We start from the raw sequence: 17,103 nt of genomic DNA on the forward strand, positions 1-17,103 counted from the left end.
TCAAGGTCGCTCCACCGCGAAAGCGCGAGCGTGATATGGACCGTCCTCATCAGGAAGCAAGCGGAATTCGTTGGACGAAGCGGCGAAGAGCTATGCTAAGCGATGAAGTGCGGAGCGCGATTGAATATCAGCACGGCGCGGAGCAAACTCGTCCGGACGCCGTCGAGCAGCAGCTTGCGGATGAACAGCAATGGCATATACGGCGCAGCGGCCTTCGATGAATCGGCCGGCGCGTCTGGACCCCATCGGATGGTGACATCATTGGTAACGACGGAAGCATTCCAGCGCCTCAGTCTGGCGCTTGCAATCGGCATTCTCGTCGGCATTGAGCGCGGGTGGCGGGATCGTGAGGCTGCGCCAGGCAAAAGAGTAGCCGGTATCCGCACCTATGGCCTGTCAAGTTTCCTCGGCGGTTTCTGCGGTTTCCTGCAGCCTGTGACTGGTCCGATTCTGCCGACAGTTATCTTTATATTCTTTTGCATCACGGTTCTCCTCTTCAGCCGCATGCAGGCGGCACAAGAAGAGGATTACAGCGCCACCGGTACCATTGCGGCCCTTGCGGTCTTTGCGCTGGGCTTTGGTGCGGTTGTGGCGGATATGACGGTAACGGCCGCCAGCGCTGTGGCAATAACCGCCCTTCTTGCAGCGCGGGAGCCGTTGCATGGATTTCTTCGCCGATTGACCTGGCTTGAACTCAGGGCCGCCCTGATCCTGCTGACGATGACCATCGTCATCCTCCCTATTCTTCCCAACGAACCGATTGATCCTTGGCAGACAATCAATCCTTTCGAGCTTTGGATGATGACGATCCTGGTAGGAGCCGTTTCCTTTGCCGGTTATATACTCATCAAGCTGAGCGGCGCCCGCGCCGGAATACTGCTGACCGGGACCAGCGGCGGCATCGTCTCCTCGACGGCCCTGACGCTTTCCTTTGCCCGTCAATCGAAGCAGATGCCTGCCCTCTCGCCACTCCTCTCGGCGGGAGCAATGCTGGCGGGAGCCGTTTCTCTCGCCCGCGTGCTTTTGATTTGCGGCGTTATTGCACCAGCTGTTTTAAGGGATCTTGCTCCATTACTGGCTCCGGCTGCTGCCAGCCTCGCCATAGCAGGCGGCTTCGCCGCATTGCTGCAGCGCACGGATGACAGCACCGATTTTTCACCCCGAAACCCGCTCGAGGTGATGGTCGTGCTGCGCTTCGCGCTCGTTCTCGCCGCCGTAACAGTCCTGACGCGAATGACCTTGATCGTCTTTGGAACTCAGTCGCTGATCGCGCTTGCGTTCATCACAGGACTGGGCGATCTCGACGCGATAACGCTTGCCGTTGCGAAACTGTCATCTATCCAGGTGCCTGCAGACGCAGCCGCTCGCGCCATAGCGGTCGCCGCTTTCGCCAATCTCCTTGCGAAAGCCGTTCTTGCAGCAAGTGTGGGGAGCATCGCCTATGCTGTTCGTTTCGCGATCGCCGGCACTGTCGCGACTTTCGCCGGAATTGCTGGCTTACTTCTAGCATGAGCGCTTGTTCGCGTATCAATCGCCGCCCGCACCAGACAGTCACCATCAACGCCGATCCGTCACTGCCGTCTCACTTCATGGATATGGCCGGCAAACCCCGCAAGCAACACGCCGAGCGGAAGACGCCGAACCAGCCTGGCCGCAATGAAGGTTGCGCCGATCGCCGCGGCAAGTTTCAGCCAGGGATAGTCGCCGAGCTGGACATGGGCGCTAGCATCGACCGATGTGGCTTTGGCTTTCAACGCCGCTTCCGCGTCCTCGCGCAGCACACCCATGCGGGCATTCAGCAGCCTTACCTCGTGCTGCAGGGCGTTCAGGCTCTCGTCGGCCTTCTCACGCGCCGTCTGCTCAGCGGCATCGGCAAAGGGCGGATCGCCTTCCGCGATCAGTTCGTCGGGGTCAGGGGCGAGGCCGTGGCGGTTGATGGATGATTGCATCGGTATGTCCTCGAATAGGTGTGCGAGAGGAAATGAGGCCCTGCATTGCGGCCGGGCCTCATAATGTCAGTGGTCACGCCGGAAACCTTGGCTCTGGTGAGACCCGCCCTGGGATTGCGACTGGCTTTGCGATTGCCGATCGGCATCGTCCGATGGCCTCGAGCTACTGCCGGGCAAGGTATAGGCACGCACTTTGGCGCTTCCATGCGCGGTGTCCCGCATTGCCACCGGGCGCGTATCGTCGAATGCGCTCTCGGACACGGCGAGGTTTTCCGAGGCTTTGCCGCCCTGGGCCGATCCGGCAAAACCGGTATTGGATGCGCCTTGTTGCCTGTCCTCCAACGACCAGAGATCCGCGCGCTCATCCATGTCGATGCTGCCTTCGTCGTCCAGGATATCGTGGACGGTCTCGTAGAGCGCGTCATCGATATCATTGACCTGGACGAGGAAGCCGCCTCGCCGCAGCCCTTCTGCATAGACCGCACGATCCTCGTCGGGGAAGAAGAAGTCTGCCAGCGCGTCGAAGAAGCCGCTGCGGTCGTCACTCATTGCGCCGACATTTTTTGCGTCCGCCTCATATCCGGGCATCAGCCTTATTCTCGCAACCGGCACGCCCGCGTCTTCAAGACGCGAGACGGCGGATTCTGCGTCCGATCGGCTGTCGAAGAATGCAGCAAGGCTGCTGCCGCCTGTCGAGCCTGAAAAGGCCGGGTTGGTATCATTGTAAATGCTGCCCATGGGACTCTCCTCTCGATGTCTGGATCCAGCCGCCAATCCGAAGTTTGGCCGAAGTCTGGTTTCCTGACTTGAAGAACCGGCGGCTGAGTTGAATGTTCCAAGGGAATGGCGAATGCTCCGCCGTATCGCCTGCTGTTTCATTGCCGCCTGCCATTTCGGCGCGCAGACTCGCAAATTACGCCGCTTGCGAAATCGCTCAGCGGTTGACGTCAAACCTTCGAAACGCTAGCACGGCTTTGACGCATTGGGGATAATTCATATGGACATGTTTACGGCAGCCGGTATGACGGCTTTGCTGCAGGTCATTGCTATCGACCTGGTTCTCGCCGGCGACAACGCCGTGGTTATCGGTCTTGCTGCTGCCGGCCTCGAGGCGACGCAGCGCCGCAAGGCGATCATCGTTGGCATTGTGGCCGCGACCGTTCTGCGTATTCTCTTTGCCAGCGTCGCAGTCTATCTGCTGGCGATCGTCGGCCTGCTGCTGGCCGGCGGCCTGCTGCTGCTCTGGGTCTGCTGGAAGATGTGGCGCGAACTTCGCGCCGGCCATGGCGAGAATCACGAAGCGGTGGGTGGCGAAGGCGCGCCGAAAAAGACCTTCTTCCAGGCGGCGACCCAGATCGTCATTGCCGACGTCTCGATGTCGCTCGACAACGTGCTGGCCGTTGCCGGTGCTGCGCGCGAACATCCGAGCGTACTGGTCATCGGTCTTGCCCTGTCGATCGCGCTGATGGGTATTGCCGCAAACCTGATCGCTCGCCTGCTCACCAACCATCGCTGGATCGCCTATGTCGGCCTGCTGATCATCCTCTATGTCTCGCTCGACATGATCCATCGCGGCGGCGTCGAACTGCTGCCCTACGTGCAAGCGAGCGGGTTCAAGCTTTAAGAGCCTTTCCTGGTCAGATTGAAGCATTCTGTTGGCTCAAACGGAGTCGGATGGTCGACCGGCTGGCGCGCGTCGTAGCCATGCTCTACGGCCAAGCCGGCCGGTCGATCAGCCGGTCCGTTTCAGCCAACCTTCCCGCAGATTTGCCCGACAAATCTGCAAGACTTAGAATCGCCGGACGCACCTATTGCTTCGCATGGCGAAGCAGTGCGGCCGGTGGGCCGGGCATCTTTGCGCCAGGACAAAGGCGATCGGCTCGGACGTACCAAGGGGTATGCCCGTCGCCAATCGCTTCTGGCCTGACGAAAAGCTGCTCCGGCAGAATGCTTCAAGCTGACCAGGAAAGGCTCTAAATCCTGACCTCGGTCTCGAAGCTCATCTGGTCATACGCCGGCACCACATGGTCCGGCGTCTCAGCCATCACCACGTCGTAATCGAGCGGCGTGTGCATATGGGTGAGGATCGCCCGTTTGGGCTTCAGCCGGCTGATCCAGTCGAGCGACTGTTCCAGCGACAGATGGCTCGGATGGTAGGTATATTGCAGCGCGTCGATGATCAGCATGTCGAGATTTTGCAGCTTCTCGACGGTCTGCGGCGGGAAATCGCTGATATCGCTGCAATAAGCCACATCGCCGATGCGGAAGCCGAGCGAGTGGATATCCCCATGCTGCTGGATATGCGGATGGAAGGCGATCGTTCCGCCGGGACCATGAATTTCGACGGGCGCGTCTAGGTTTTCGATGACGATCGGCAGCACGATCGGCGGGTAATTGCTGCCCGGCGGCGTTTCCAGGCAATAGCCGAAGGCTTCCCGCAATCTGTCCATGGTAAATTGGTCGGCAAAGATCGGCACCCGGCGCCGGGTATTGTGAAAATAGCCGCGCAGATCGTCGATGCCATGAATATGATCTGCATGCGGATGGCTGTAGAGCACGGCATCGACATGGTCGGCCCCTGCCCTGATCATCTGCTCGCGAAAATCCGGCCCGGTATCGATGACGACGGTGGTGACACCGCCATCGGGTGCGAATTGCTGCACCATGAAGGCAGCGCGCGTGCGCCGGTTCTTCGGATTGTCGGGATTGCAGGCGCCCCAGTCGCCGGTGATGCGCGGTACGCCCGGTGACGACGAACAGCCGAGAATGGTGAAACGCCGCCGGTAGAGCACGCCGCTAGATCCTCGGCATCTTCGAGAACAGGCGGAAAGCGTTCCCTGTCGTGATCCGCGCGACCTCTTCGGTGGCAAGGCCGATCGTATCGGCGAGCACCTCGGCCGTGTTGACGACATAAGACGGCTCGTTGCGCTTGCCGCGCCAGCGCTTTGGCGCCAGATAGGGCGCGTCCGTTTCCACAAGCAGCCGATCATGCGGGATCGTCCTGGCGATCTCGCGCAGCTCTTCCGACTTCGGGAAGGTCAAAATGCCGGAGAAGGAGATATAGCCGCCGAGTGCGACGCCGGTCTTGGCAAGCTCCGGGCCTGCGGAGAAGCAGTGGAGGATGAAGGGGAAGGCCCCCTTCCCGCTTTCCTCGGTCAGGATCGCAGCCATGGCCTCGTCGGCGCTGCGGCTGTGGATGACGAGCGGCAGCTGGGTTTCGCGCGCCGCCGCGATGTGCCGACGAAAACCGGTCTGTTGATCCTCAGGCTTCTGCGTGTCGTAGAAATAGTCGAGACCGGCCTCGCCGATCGCGACCACCTTCTCATGGGCATAGGCGAGACGCACCAGCTCTTCCGTCTCAATATCCAGCTCTTCGTCGGCATTGTTCGGATGCGTGCCGACCGAGCAGAATACCGAGGGATATTTCTCCGTGATGGCAAGCAGCGTCTCAAGCTTGCGCACCCGCGTCGAGATCGTCACCATCTGTGCGACGCCGGCCCGATGCGCGCGCGCAACGATCTCGTCCCGCTCCGCCTCGAAGTCGGCGAAATCAAGATGGCAATGCGTGTCGATCAGCACGGCCTCAAGCCTCCGGAGCCACGTAGCGCGGAAAGACCGGCGTCGGCGCTTCGAGCGCCGTTCCCGCAACCAGACGGCCGGCTTCGCCGAGGGCAGCAAAATCGCGTTTGTCTGCAGCTGCGGCGACCAGATCGAGCAGCTTGGCCGATGATTCCGGCATGAAGGGCTGCAGCAGGATGGCGATCTGGCGCACCACTTCGGCAGTCACATAAAGCACCGTGCCCATACGCTCCGGATCGGTCTTCTTCAGCGCCCACGGCGCCTGGCCGGCGAAATAACGGTCGGTCTCGGAGACGACCGAAATGATCGACGCGAGCGCCCGGTGGATCTGCTGCTTGCCCATATCCTCGCGGGTCGAGGCATGCAGCGCATCGACCTCAGCCAGCATGGCCCTGTCCTCGTCGTTGAGCGCCCCGCATTCCGGGATCTTGCCGTCGCAATTCTTGACGATCATCGACAGCGAGCGGCTGGCGAGATTGCCGATGCCGTTGGCAAGGTCTGAGTTGATGCGGGTGCGGATCGCCTCTTCGCTATAGCTGCCGTCCTGGCCGAAGGAGACTTCGCGCAGGAAGAAGTAGCGCACCTGGTCGAGGCCGAAGTGGTTCACCAGATTGACCGGATCGACGACGTTGCCGAGCGACTTCGACATCTTCTCGCCCTTGTTGAGCAGGAAGCCGTGGGCAAAGACCCGCTTCGGCAGCGGCAGCTTCGCCGACATCAGGAAGGCCGGCCAGTAGACGGCGTGAAAGCGGATGATGTCCTTGCCAATGATGTGCACATCGGCCGGCCAGTATTTCGCCCGCGGGCCGTTCTTGTCCTCGATATAGCCTGTCGCGGTGATGTAGTTGGTCAGCGCGTCGACCCAGACATACATCACGTGGGCCGGATCGTTCGGCACCTTGATGCCCCAGTCGAAGGTCGTGCGCGAGACCGAGAGGTCCTTGAGGCCCGACTTGACGAAGGAGATCACCTCGTTGCGGCGCTCGGCCGGGCCGATGAAATCAGGGTTCGCCTCATAATGCGCAAGCAGCTTCTCCTGGTATTCGGAGAGCTTGAAGAAATAGCTTGCCTCTTCCACCCACTCGACAGGCGTGCCCTGCGGCCCGTAGCGCACGCCGTCGGCGCGCAGCTCCGTCTCGTTTTCCTGGTAGTAGGCCTCGTCGCGCACCGAATACCAGCCGGCATAGCTGTCCTTGTAGATGTCGCCACTGTCGGCCATCAGCTTCCAGATGTTGCGCGACGTCTCGTGATGACGCTCCTGCGTGGTGCGGATGAAATCATCGTTCGAGGCGTTGAGCAGCGTCGCCATCGCCTGGAATTCGCCGGAATTGCGGTCGGCGAGCGCCTGCGCGGTGATTCCCTCGGCGCGCGCCGTCTGCTGCATCTTCTGGCCGTGTTCGTCGGTGCCCGTCAGGAAGAACACATCCTTGCCGTCGAGGCGCTGGTAGCGCGCCATCGCATCCGTCGCGATCAGCTCATAGGCATGTCCGATATGCGGCTTGCCGTTAGGGTAGGAAATCGCGGTGGTAATGTAGAAGGGTGTCTTGTCTGTCATGGCGGCCAATGTCCGGCTAACTCTATAAAAATGGTCAGCCGCTCTTAGCGCATGTCACCGTCAAGCGAAACATCAAGTTTTACCGCCGCCAATGATTTCCGAGACGATGGGGGCGTGAACTTGACTCAGCTTCCGCCGCAATCTACCCGTCATGGAAAAGAGGGCGGGACAGAGCGAAGTGCCAGTTTTCATCTATCGGAATGGTCGTCGCTGCGCGCCGTCAGGGGCGCTTGTTTGACATTCGAGCCGCTCTATTCGCTTTCCGGCCTGTGTGTCGGCGCGCTCGTCGGCATCACCGGCGTTGGCGGCGGTTCGCTGATGACGCCCCTGCTTGTGCTGCTCTTCGGCGTCCATCCCGCCACCGCCGTCGGCACCGATCTTCTCTATGCGGCGATCACCAAGACGGCAGGTACGGCCGTTCACGGCATGCATGGGCGGGTTAACTGGAAGATCGTCGGCAGCCTTGCAGCCGGCAGCCTGCCGGCCGCCCTGCTGATGCTATGGCTGCTGGCCGGCGTCGATCGCAAAAGCATCGGCGTGACCAATACCATCACAACGGCGCTTGGCTGGCTTCTCGTCATGACCGCGATCATGCTGGTCTTCCGAGGCCCGATCCTCGAACTGGCGCGCCGCGCCATCGGCGATCGCACGCCGCCAAAGCCGACGACCATCCTCGCCCTCACCGTCATTCTCGGCTTCGTTCTCGGCGTCCTCGTCACCTTGACCTCGGTCGGCGCCGGCGCGCTGGGTGTGACGATCCTGCTGGTCCTCTATCCCAGGCTCGATGTGCGCGAAATCGTCGGTTCCGATATCGTCCATGCGGTACCGCTCACCTTGATCGGCGGCACGGGCTATTGGCTGATCGGCGAGATCGACTGGCCGATGCTGTTTGCCCTGTTGATCGGCTCTATCCCCGGCATCATCATCGGCAGCCTTCTGGCGCCGAAACTGCACGAACGCACCATCCGCATCGTCCTTGCCGCCACGCTTGCAGTCGTCGCATTGAAGCTGCTGACCGGCTGATCAAAGCGCGATGCCGAAAAACGTCAGCGGTGACGCGCTTTAAAGGCCCGGCTGCTTGATATCGGCGAGAATGCTGATGATCGTCTGCTTGCGGTCGAGGTTGTAGCCATCGGAAATGGTGAGCCGCTCGGTGATCTCGGAATAGAGCCGCGCCAGCCGCTCCGCCGCGGCGATCTGCCCCTCGCCGGCCGCCGCGCGCGCGCGGTTCATGATGTCGTCGCCGACATGGCTGACGAAGAAATCGAAGATCGTGTCGCTTTCCCGACCCGAAAGCGCGTCGGCCAGCCGATGCATCGCCTTGCGGGCTGTCGGCCCCTCGGCGGCTAGCATCTCGTCATAAGCGGCGATGATCTCGCCGCCGCCGTAGTTCAGGAGCTTCAGCGCCTCACCGACGCTGCCCTTGGCGGCCGAAAGCACCGCCCCGCCCTCGCCTGATATGCCGAGATGGGCAAGGGCTGCGACGAGTTCATCGTCGGCAAGCGGCGCCAGTTTCAGCGGCAGGCAACGCGAGCGGATCGTCGGCAGCAGCCGTCCCGGTGCATGCGACAGCACCAGGAACAGCGCCCGCTTCGGCGGCTCTTCCAGGATCTTCAGGATGGCGTTGGCCGCATTTCGGTTCATGTCGTCGGCCGGATCGATGATGACGATCCGCCAGTTGCCGGTGCCGGATGTCTGCGAGAAGAACTTGCCGGCGCGGCGCACCTCGTCGACGGTGATTGCCGATTTCACCTTGCCGGTCTTTTCGTCCACCGGCCGGGCAAGATGCAGCAGATTATGCGAGGCGCCCGACGCGATCTGCCGGCTGACGGAAGAGGCTAGATCAGGGTCGCCGATTGTCTCCGGCGCTGTCTCGGGATCGGGATGCGAGAGCACGTGATTGGCAAAGCGGAAGGCGAGCGTCGCCTTGCCGATGCCTTCCGGCCCCTCGATCAGGACGGCGTGGTGGCCCTTGCCGGACCGGTAGGACTGCGCAAGGAAGGCTTCCGCCTCCGCATGCCCGAACAGCCTGGTATTTTCCCCCGGCCAGATGGCGCCGTCGAGCAGTCCGGGCCTTTCCTCACTCATGATGGGCTTCACTCATGGTGGGCGGCTTCCGGCATTCGCGCGCGGCCTGCGGGCGACAGCAGCTGTTTGACGATCGCCAGGATCTCGGCGGCGATCGCCTCCTCCGTCTGCATGGCGTTGACCACGTGGCAGCGCTCCGGCTCGCGGGCAGCGATATCGAGAAAGGCCTCGCGCCGTTTCTCATGCGTTTCCAGCCGCTCCTTCTCGAATCGATCGGGAGCATCGGCCGCGGCGCGCTTCTGCGCCCGTTCCAGCCCGACCTTGGCGGGGATGTCGAGAATCACGGTACAATCCGGCATGACGCCGTTGATGGCGATGCGCTGCAGCGTCTCGATGAAATCGGGCTCGAGATTGCCGGTGATACCCTGATAGACGCGGGAGGAATCCATGAAGCGGTCGCAGAGCACGACCTTGCCTGCGGCCAGGGCCGGCCGGATCACCTCTTCGACATGGTCGTTTCGGGCCGCTGCAAAGAGGATTGCCTCCATCCGCGTGCCGAAGGCTTCGGCAGCCCCCGACAGCAGCACGTGGCGCACGGCCTCCGCGCCCGGCGATCCGCCTGGTTCGCGCGTCATCAGCACGTCGTGACCTTCGCCCTTCAGCGCCTCGGCGAGGCGGCGGATCTGCGTGGATTTCCCAGCGCCTTCCCCGCCTTCAAACGTAACGAACAATCCCGTACCGGATGACAATGACAATTTCCCGCATTCCAGGCGCCGCACGCGCCCCGCTCCTTCTATCTATCCGAAGATATCAGGGAGGAAAACCTTTCGCCGCGGCGACATATTCACCTTTCCCGGCAAATTGCATGGAAACAGCTCGTCAGACGGGCGCGGGCTTGTCCCAGAGCCAGGAGAAGAACAGCGATTCGCCGAGTTCCAGCATGGCGTCGACCGCCCGGCTGCTGAGCGAGCCCTCGCCGACCGCCTGCACCGTATAAAGCGGCACTTCCCTGAGCAGCCGGCTGCCGGCGAAAATCCTCAGCGTGCCTGCCTGGGTATCCGGCTTGACCGGCGCTGCCAGCGGCCAGCGATAGATGATGCGCGCCGACAATCGGTCAGGATTGCTGATCGGAATATAGACGCTGACCGGCGCCTTGGCGACGAGATCGACGGTGCGGGCCGTGCCGCCGTAGACGCTGGCAGCACCAATTACTTCCTTCTCGCCGAAGATCTGCCGGTTCTCGAAGGCCGTCAGCCCCCATTCGAGTACGCGCTTGGCTTCCTCGGTCCGCTCCTTGTCGGAGGCGATGCCTGCAAGCGCCACAAACAGCCGCCTGCCGTCGCGCTCAACCGAAGCGACGATCGAATAGCCCTCGCCCTCGGTAAAGCCAGTCGCCAGCCCGTCGGCGCCGATATCGAGCCCGAGTAACGGGTTGCGGTTGCGCTGGAAGATCTTGTTCCACTCGAAATCCGGCTGCGCGAAATAGGGATAAAGGTTCGGATAGGTCTGCTGAAGGGCGGCGGCGAGCGTCACCATCTCGCGTGCCGTCACCTTGCTCTTGCCATCGGGAAGGCCGGTGGAATTGCCGAACTCCGCCTTCTCCATGCCGAGTTCGCGGGCTCGCCGCGTCATTGACACGGCAAATTGCTGCTCGCTTCCGGCCATGCCCTCGGCGAGGATGATGCAGCTGTCATTGGCGCCCTGGATGGCGACACCCTTGATCAGGTCCTCGACGCGCACGCGCGATTTCAGGCTGGCAAACATCGTTGCCGCCCGCGACGGCGCGCCGCCCGTCCGCCAAGCATATTCGGAAACGGGATATTCGGTGTCGAGCGTGATCTGGCCCTTGGTCAGCGCCTCGAAAACGAGGTCCATCGTCATCAGCTTGGCGAGCGAGGCCGGCGAAAAGCCTTGATCCTCGTTCTTGGCGAGAAGCACCGTGCCGGTGGTAGCCTCGATCATATAGGCCTGCGCCACCTTGGTGGCGAAACCGGCGGCACCGCCATCGGCTGCAAAGGCTCCGGTGGCGAACGGCATCAGGCATGCAAGCAGGCGAAGCGCGGGCTTCAGCATCGCAATTTCCACTTATGGAGCGGCGTATATCGGAAGGTTAGAGCGAGGGGGAATCCGATGCAATGCCATGCTCAGCGGGCGGCGAACTTTGCCTGCTGGCGCTTGGCGGAGGCAAGGATGGACTCTTGGGTCAGCCCGTCATTGCGCACCATCACCGCGTCGAAGGCGAGATCGACGGTCACCGTTTTCACCTCTTCGTTCTGATAGCCGAGCGCCAGCGAATTCTGGGGCCGCTCATAGGGCATCGGACCGATCTCCGGCAGCACGACCATCTGGTCAATCGCCTGCGCGCCATTGTTGAAGGACGGTGCCGATGGCGCCACCAGAACATGGGCAGCCGGTGCCAGAGCGGGTGCTGCGGCGGCTGCCGCAATGTTGCGGGCGCTCGGCGTCGAGCCGGCATAAGAAGTCGCCGACCTCGGCACCGGTACGTTGGCCGGCGTCTCGTAGTTTTCCGAACTCTGCAGCTGGTCGCGGGTGATCTTGCGGCTGTTGGAGGCGACCATCACGCCGGTTGCGATCTGGCCTTCCGGATTGACGCCGGGAATGCGGCTGCCCTTCGGCGCGTAGGAAGCCATCAGATAGGGCATGTCGTGGCCGTCCATGCGGGCGCGGCCGACATATTGCACGCGTACCTTGCCGGTGCCGCTGTGCTGCAGGTCAAGCATGTCGGCCGTCTTGTTGGAAAGGTCGATGATGCGGCCTTCGTGATAGGGGCCGCGATCGTTGACGCGCACGATGACGGAAGAACCACTTTCGAGATTGGTGACGCGCGCATAGCTCGGCAGCGGGAAGGTCGGATGTGCGGCGGAAAGATGCATCTGGTCGTAGACTTCGCCGTTCGCCGTCAGGCGTCCATGAAAGGCCGAGCCATACCAGGAGGCGACGCCGACCTTGTTATAAGCAAAATCTTCCTTCGGATAATACCACTTGCCCTTCACCTCGTAGGGGTTGCCGACGATGTAGCGGCCGCCGCCCTTGGGGATGTTGTTGCCGGTGGCGACCCGCGGGCTCGCCTTCACGCCATATTCGGATTCGGAGAAATATTCTTTGCCGTGGGCTTTTTTCTTCGGCACCGCCTGCGTCGTGCCGCAAGCCGCAACCGTCGCACACATCGCCGAGATCGCCAGCCACCGTGCTGCCGTTGCGAAAGACGCCGCCCCGTAATCCAGTTTCATATGCCCCACGCCGCTCAAAGATCGCTATGGTTAAGGAACCCTGCCCCATCCTGGGGCAATAGCGCCTTATTCCCGCCCGCCTAACGAGGCTTTAATCTTGCTAAGTTCGTGGCAATTTTACGAACAATTTCGCGGCGATAGCGACAATTCTAATGATTATGGTTTATAAATCACTAACGAAAGCCCTGCCGCCCTGCCTTTCCGCCGCCGCAATAAGGCCAGAAATCAACGTGCCAATCCGGGGCATATGGTGAACATCCGGGCGCTTCCGGACGCCCCCAAAGCTCCATATTGAAACGCGGCCCGCGCGTATTTGATGCGCCGCAACGGGGCGGCGCTTCCTTCTGTATGGGAACGAATTGTCCGCCACGGGCTTTGAAGGTTTAGACCTTTGGAGGATCACCATGAACGATGAAACCATTATGCAGCTCGACACGATCAGCCAACAGTTGCACGCCAGATCGCGCGCGCTTTCCCAACTGGATAACGACAACGACATCGCAATCCTGATGTCAGCGCTAGCAGCGACGATGGAGGCGGTCCGATCTCTTTGCGAGGATATGAACCAGCTCAACGGTCCCAAGGGCCTTGGATCTGACGGACACTAAATCTCTCATGTCTCCGGCGCAATTCACAGAAAGCTTGCGCCCGGAACGATACGCGCGAATCGCTCATCTTCGACTTGGATGGGAAGCCGTGGGCCGCCGCCTATGCTGCCGGCGGGCGATAGCGAATCGACTTCGCCTTTTCCAAAGCTTCGATCGTATCCTCGACGCTGAGGAGGACAGTGGTCTCCATGGAGCTGAGCGCGCCTCCTGCGCCGATCGCCAGTGCGACGGCCGCCATCGATACGTTATCAGGCGCCTCCCACAGATTCCAACCATCATGCTCGCCGAAGGCGTACCAGAAGCCATGCAGCTTTCCGCCCACGGATTCAATGTAGCTACGTGCCGCCTCTCGGCGATCCTCGGGGTTTTCGATCATTCGCGCCCAGGTCTCGGGCGTGTAGCTGAAACGCGTGAGATACATGGCCATGGTTTGTTTCCTCCGCCAGAACAACACAGTTAACGCTCAAGTCGGGGAGAACGCGAGTCATTTCCAATATATGGAACGGGCTCCCAGCGGTCTCGGTCGGCAGTCTCCAGAAGAGCAGCGAGTCCCGCCGTCGGAAGATGGCGCAGCGTTCATCGAAAAGTAGATTTTAGCCGTTATTCGGACCCCGCTTCTCATCTCACATCGGGTTCCGGCAATGGATCTTGCGACAGTCCTTCTTCTACACAAGTCTTCCTTCATCGTCGGAGCGATCTGCTTCTTCTATGTGAGATGGCGTTCCGGAACGACGCCGGGGCTCGGCGTACTTGCCGTGGGTTTTGCTTTGCTCGCGATCGCCTCAACGCTGGCAGGGTGGGACGAGAGCCTTCACATGTCCGATAATGCCAGGACGTTCTGGAGTTTTGCACTGGGCGCCAATGGTTACGGGCTGATGACAGTTGGGCTTTTCGGCCTCAGCCGGCGTCAGAATTCTCTACGAGATTGGTGGCCGTTGCTCCTGCCCGTCATCCTGATGCTGAGTGCGGCGATCACGCCATGGTATTTGAACAATGAATTGAGAGCATCCGTGTTCAATGGCAGCGCCGCCATTCTGCTTGCCTTGTCGGGTTTCGTGATCGCCCGCGACTTCTTCAACGAGCGTCTTACCGCGCGGCTTGGCCTCTCCGCTTCAATATGGGTGGCGACGTCTCTCTCTGCATTGGTCGTCGTTGGTTTCATCTTTCCAGACGATGCGCCTCTTCCCCCGCGCTACGCTTTCTTTCTGCTGATTATCTGTCATTTCGCAGTGGCTCTGTTCGTGCTCGTCCTCGTGCAGGAAAGAACCGAAGAGAAGCTTATCAGACTTGCAAATACCGATATGTTGACTGGCATTCCCAACCGGCAGCATTTCTTCAATTCCCTTCCGAAATGCCTCGCCCCCGGGGACGCCTTCGTCCTCATCGATATCGACCTTTTCAAGCGTGTTAACGATATGTACGGACACGACAAAGGTGATGTCGTTCTCACAAATGTTGCCCGGACAATTGCTCGGAGTGCCCCCTCTTCCTGCGTGTTCGGCCGGCTGGGCGGCGAGGAATTCAGCCTCTTTCTTCGCGGCCAAACGCAATCTTCTGCTTTTGCGCTCGCTGAGCGCATACGCGAGGCTGTCAACGCCGTGAGCCTTGTCTTCGAAGGAAATCAGGTCACACCTTCTGTCAGTGCAGGTGTGGCACTTTGGGAAGCGGGGCTGACCGAACAAGACGTCCAGAAGCGTGCAGATCAGGCGCTCTACATTGCCAAAAACAAGGGTCGCAACAGGGTTGAGTTGTTCAGTAGCGTCGGGCTGACCTCCAGCGTCCTTGCGCCGGAACCTCTACCGGCTCGCGCAGGCTGAAGAACAGCGGAAGCTCGGCTCTCTCGAGCTAGTCGCACGTCATGGCGAAGATGCTGGCAAATGCTGCAGAGCACGTTGACGCTGCTATCAAAGCTGCTAAAAAGCCAGCCATTGAGTGATTGGGTCGCAAATCGGTAGCAATGGCCGGTTCGTAGACATCGACAGCATGTTGATGTCTCAACCTTTTCAATCAGATGGAAGAGTGTCCGAGTGGTTTAAGGAACCGGTCTTGAAAACCGGCGTACGGGAAACCGTACCGTGGGTTCGAATCCCACCTCTTCCGCCATGTTCTATTGATTTTGTTGCAAAATTTCCGCTTTCCGCGCGAGAATTGCACGCTTGTCATAACCCCGCTTTTAGTATGAAAACCGCCAGCTGGTGGGCTGGCGGCGCATTTGTTGAGCACCAAGGTTGGTTTCAGTGGCGCTGCCGGCTAAAAATCGAAATACACGGTCACACCTGACCGACGACGATCGGGGTAACGGTCGCGATAGCCGTAATAGTCGCGACTGCCGTAATACCGCGGACGATAGCACGAGCCGTAATACCGACAGTCGCGGTAAGCGTACCGGTGTTTCTTCCGGTGGCCATACGCATGTCCATTACCGTGGCGACGGTGTTTGACCTGCTCGACGTCGGGTGTGTGCATATGTACTGCGTTCGGCACGACGATCGGCGCGGCGTTCAGCGGCAGGGCGAAAGATGCAGACAAGATCATGGCTGCAAGTGAGGAATAAAGCATCTTCATCGGCGCATCCTTTCAGGCTGCGATTCTGGGTTAATAAGCATTAACCTCCGATGAACGGCAGCGAGCATCCCAGAAAACACCGGCCGGCACGCCGCTGGTGTGGTCGCGGGTGGTGATCGCCGGCCTATGGTGTTGGTCCCGCCGCCGATGCGGCACCTCAGGAAGGTTGGCCTTCCCTGAGGGCAATAGATGAGTTTCACCCTCCTCCTTTGCGTCGACGATGAGATGATATACAGGCAGCAACAGGACGCGACCGCCATTAACTTAAGAATGGGGTCGGGCGGCAGATTGACGTCACGTCGCTGCCACGAGATCACGTGGCCGTCCTGTGGTCGGCGTGCGCGCAGCTTGATTCTGTACGAGAGCAGCAGTCGCCTATCTCGACTGAGATGTTATTATTGGGGCTGCAACGGCAAGGGAAATGACTTTGTCGGCAGCGCTCCTAGGTCTTCAGGTTTCCAATTTGGTATACCCGGCGTCTTAGGCGGCCCAACAAGCGCGAGGCTCCTTTTATGATCGTTCAAGCTTGCATCAACGGCGCACGTCCGAGCGATTTCCATCCCCTCCTTCCCCTGACGATCGATGCCATGGTGCGTGATGCCACGGCTTCGGTTGCTGCCGGCGCTGCGGAGCTCCACGTTCATCCGCGCGGAGCCGATGGCAAGGAGAGCCTTGCCGCCGTCGACGAGACTGTCGGCGCGATCCGCCGTATCTGCCCGGGAACGCTGATCGGCGTGTCCACGGGCGCCTGGATCGAAGGTGATCGGGAGAAAACGCGGGAAGCCATCCGCCAATGGGATGTCCTGCCGGATTATGCCTCGGTGAACCTCTCCGAAGACGATGGCCCCGGCGTCATGCAGCTGCTGCGGCAGAAGGGTGTCGGCATTGAAGTCGGGCTGGCATCGGTCGCCGATGCGGAGCGCTACATCGGCCTCGATGATCATGAGCGGGTCTTTCGCGTGCTCATCGAGCTCGATGACGAACAGGATCCGCAACACGCATGCGATATCGCGGACGGCATTATCAAGGTGCTCAGGGATAGCCGAGTCAATCGGCCCATTCTTCTGCACGGTTTCGACGACACCGTCTGGCCCTTCGTCAGGTTGGCGCGCGAGCGGCGCTACTCCACCCGTATCGGCCTGGAAGATGGCAAGCACCTCCCGGATGGGACGATTGCCAACGACAATGCCGCGCTCGTCACTGCGGCCGTTGCGATCTTCCGTGGCCACTCGAACTGATCCTGATATGTGGGCGGTCAGGCGGCAGCCCGGAACCTCTTCGGCGCCATCGAGGCCGGTATCGTCAAGGCGCAGAATGTTTCGAAATACGGGCTCGGCGATGTCGATGTTTCGCCTGACAGCCCTCACGAGAAGTACGCGTATATCAGGACGCCGATAGAACCCCAGAAGATGAGCGGCGCCAGTATCATCCCCGCAACGATCATTTTAGTCACAGCAAAACTCCGAGCACCTCCACGCATGCCGAAGCAACCTATTGCATCGATGGCAAGTTGCTATGGGCACGAAGTCCGGGATGGATCGGACCTTGGTCTGGGGTTCGCTCGCGCC

18 protein-coding genes and 1 tRNA gene are annotated in these 17,103 nt (G+C 60.7%); 7 read left to right on the plus strand and 12 right to left on the minus strand.

The window, feature by feature from the left end:
* Window positions 1–95: 95 nt before the first annotated feature.
* Complete coding sequence (locus RL_RS39985; protein ID WP_162039354.1) at window positions 96–314, minus strand: hypothetical protein; 219 nt, start codon at window positions 312–314, stop codon at window positions 96–98.
* Here RL_RS39985 and RL_RS12710 point away from each other — a divergent pair.
* Window positions 250–1,512: an MgtC/SapB family protein gene (locus RL_RS12710; RefSeq protein ID WP_011652030.1), complete on the plus strand. Its 1,263-nt coding sequence runs from the start codon at window positions 250–252 to the stop codon at window positions 1,510–1,512. The two genes, RL_RS39985 and RL_RS12710, sit on opposite strands and share 65 nt — an antisense overlap.
* A gap of 59 nt (window positions 1,513–1,571) precedes the next feature.
* Here RL_RS12710 and RL_RS12715 read toward each other — a convergent pair whose 3' ends face one another.
* Complete coding sequence (locus RL_RS12715; protein ID WP_028741334.1) at window positions 1,572–1,949, minus strand: hypothetical protein; 378 nt, start codon at window positions 1,947–1,949, stop codon at window positions 1,572–1,574.
* Window positions 1,950–2,015: 66 nt separating this feature from the next.
* Window positions 2,016–2,687, minus strand: coding sequence for a hypothetical protein (locus tag RL_RS12720; protein WP_041936329.1), 672 nt, complete (start codon window positions 2,685–2,687; stop codon window positions 2,016–2,018).
* 259 nt (window positions 2,688–2,946) lie between these two features.
* Between RL_RS12720 and RL_RS12725 the strand changes: the two genes are divergently transcribed.
* A complete protein-coding gene (locus RL_RS12725) occupies window positions 2,947–3,573 on the plus strand; it encodes a TerC family protein (RefSeq protein WP_011652032.1) in 627 nt (208 codons plus the stop codon).
* A 349-nt stretch (window positions 3,574–3,922) separates the two neighbouring features.
* Here the strand turns inward: RL_RS12725 and RL_RS12730 are convergent, their stop codons facing one another.
* The 3 genes from RL_RS12730 to metG are packed head-to-tail and all read right to left on the minus strand — an operon-like array spanning window position 3,923 to window position 7,083.
* Window positions 3,923–4,741: an MBL fold metallo-hydrolase gene (locus tag RL_RS12730; RefSeq protein ID WP_011652033.1), complete on the minus strand. Its 819-nt coding sequence runs from the start codon at window positions 4,739–4,741 to the stop codon at window positions 3,923–3,925.
* Between the two features lie 4 nt (window positions 4,742–4,745).
* Window positions 4,746–5,528, minus strand: coding sequence for a TatD family hydrolase (locus RL_RS12735; RefSeq protein WP_011652034.1), 783 nt, complete (start codon window positions 5,526–5,528; stop codon window positions 4,746–4,748).
* Window positions 5,529–5,532: 4 nt separating this feature from the next.
* A complete protein-coding gene (gene metG / locus RL_RS12740; RefSeq protein ID WP_011652035.1) occupies window positions 5,533–7,083 on the minus strand; it encodes a methionine--tRNA ligase in 1,551 nt (516 codons plus the stop codon).
* A gap of 234 nt (window positions 7,084–7,317) precedes the next feature.
* Between metG and RL_RS12745 the strand changes: the two genes are divergently transcribed.
* Entirely contained in the window at window positions 7,318–8,106 is a 789-nt protein-coding gene (locus tag RL_RS12745) for a sulfite exporter TauE/SafE family protein (protein ID WP_011652036.1), read from the plus strand.
* A gap of 39 nt (window positions 8,107–8,145) precedes the next feature.
* Here RL_RS12745 and RL_RS12750 read toward each other — a convergent pair whose 3' ends face one another.
* The 4 genes from RL_RS12750 to RL_RS12765 form a co-directional block, all read right to left on the minus strand.
* Window positions 8,146–9,171, minus strand: a complete 1,026-nt coding sequence (locus tag RL_RS12750; RefSeq protein ID WP_011652037.1) for a DNA polymerase III subunit delta' — start codon at window positions 9,169–9,171, stop codon at window positions 8,146–8,148.
* Window positions 9,172–9,179: 8 nt separating this feature from the next.
* Complete coding sequence (gene tmk, locus RL_RS12755) at window positions 9,180–9,860, minus strand: dTMP kinase (RefSeq protein WP_011652038.1); 681 nt, start codon at window positions 9,858–9,860, stop codon at window positions 9,180–9,182.
* A 130-nt stretch (window positions 9,861–9,990) separates the two neighbouring features.
* Window positions 9,991–11,184 carry a D-alanyl-D-alanine carboxypeptidase family protein gene (locus RL_RS12760; protein ID WP_011652039.1) on the minus strand — a complete coding sequence of 398 codons (1,194 nt, stop codon included), beginning with the start codon at window positions 11,182–11,184 and terminating at the stop codon, window positions 9,991–9,993.
* Between the two features lie 71 nt (window positions 11,185–11,255).
* Complete coding sequence (locus RL_RS12765; protein ID WP_011652040.1) at window positions 11,256–12,362, minus strand: septal ring lytic transglycosylase RlpA family protein; 1,107 nt, start codon at window positions 12,360–12,362, stop codon at window positions 11,256–11,258.
* 404 nt (window positions 12,363–12,766) lie between these two features.
* Here RL_RS12765 and RL_RS12770 point away from each other — a divergent pair, with 404 nt between their 5' ends.
* Window positions 12,767–12,970 carry a hypothetical protein gene (locus RL_RS12770; protein WP_028741325.1) on the plus strand — a complete coding sequence of 68 codons (204 nt, stop codon included), beginning with the start codon at window positions 12,767–12,769 and terminating at the stop codon, window positions 12,968–12,970.
* Window positions 12,971–13,070: 100 nt separating this feature from the next.
* On the opposite strand, the gene RL_RS12775 is transcribed toward RL_RS12770, so the two are convergent.
* Window positions 13,071–13,397 carry a GYD domain-containing protein gene (locus RL_RS12775; RefSeq protein ID WP_011652042.1) on the minus strand — a complete coding sequence of 109 codons (327 nt, stop codon included), beginning with the start codon at window positions 13,395–13,397 and terminating at the stop codon, window positions 13,071–13,073.
* A 214-nt stretch (window positions 13,398–13,611) separates the two neighbouring features.
* Between RL_RS12775 and RL_RS12780 the strand changes: the two genes are divergently transcribed.
* The gene (locus RL_RS12780; RefSeq protein WP_011652043.1) at window positions 13,612–14,787 is read left to right on the plus strand and encodes a GGDEF domain-containing protein; all 1,176 of its coding nucleotides are present in this window, start codon (window positions 13,612–13,614) and stop codon (window positions 14,785–14,787) included.
* Window positions 14,788–14,983: 196 nt separating this feature from the next.
* Window positions 14,984–15,073 (plus strand) — tRNA-Ser (locus RL_RS12785).
* 147 nt (window positions 15,074–15,220) lie between these two features.
* On the opposite strand, the gene RL_RS37535 is transcribed toward RL_RS12785, so the two are convergent.
* Window positions 15,221–15,535: a hypothetical protein gene (locus RL_RS37535; RefSeq protein ID WP_011652044.1), complete on the minus strand. Its 315-nt coding sequence runs from the start codon at window positions 15,533–15,535 to the stop codon at window positions 15,221–15,223.
* Between the two features lie 512 nt (window positions 15,536–16,047).
* Between RL_RS37535 and RL_RS12790 the strand changes: the two genes are divergently transcribed.
* Window positions 16,048–16,773 (plus strand): 3-keto-5-aminohexanoate cleavage protein, encoded by a 726-nt coding sequence (locus RL_RS12790; RefSeq protein WP_011652045.1) that lies wholly within the window; start codon window positions 16,048–16,050, stop codon window positions 16,771–16,773.
* Window positions 16,774–17,103: the final 330 nt, after the last annotated feature.

The sequence above is a fragment of the Rhizobium johnstonii 3841 genome, assembly GCF_000009265.1.
GTDB classification, from domain to species: Bacteria; Pseudomonadota; Alphaproteobacteria; order Rhizobiales; family Rhizobiaceae; genus Rhizobium; species Rhizobium acaciae.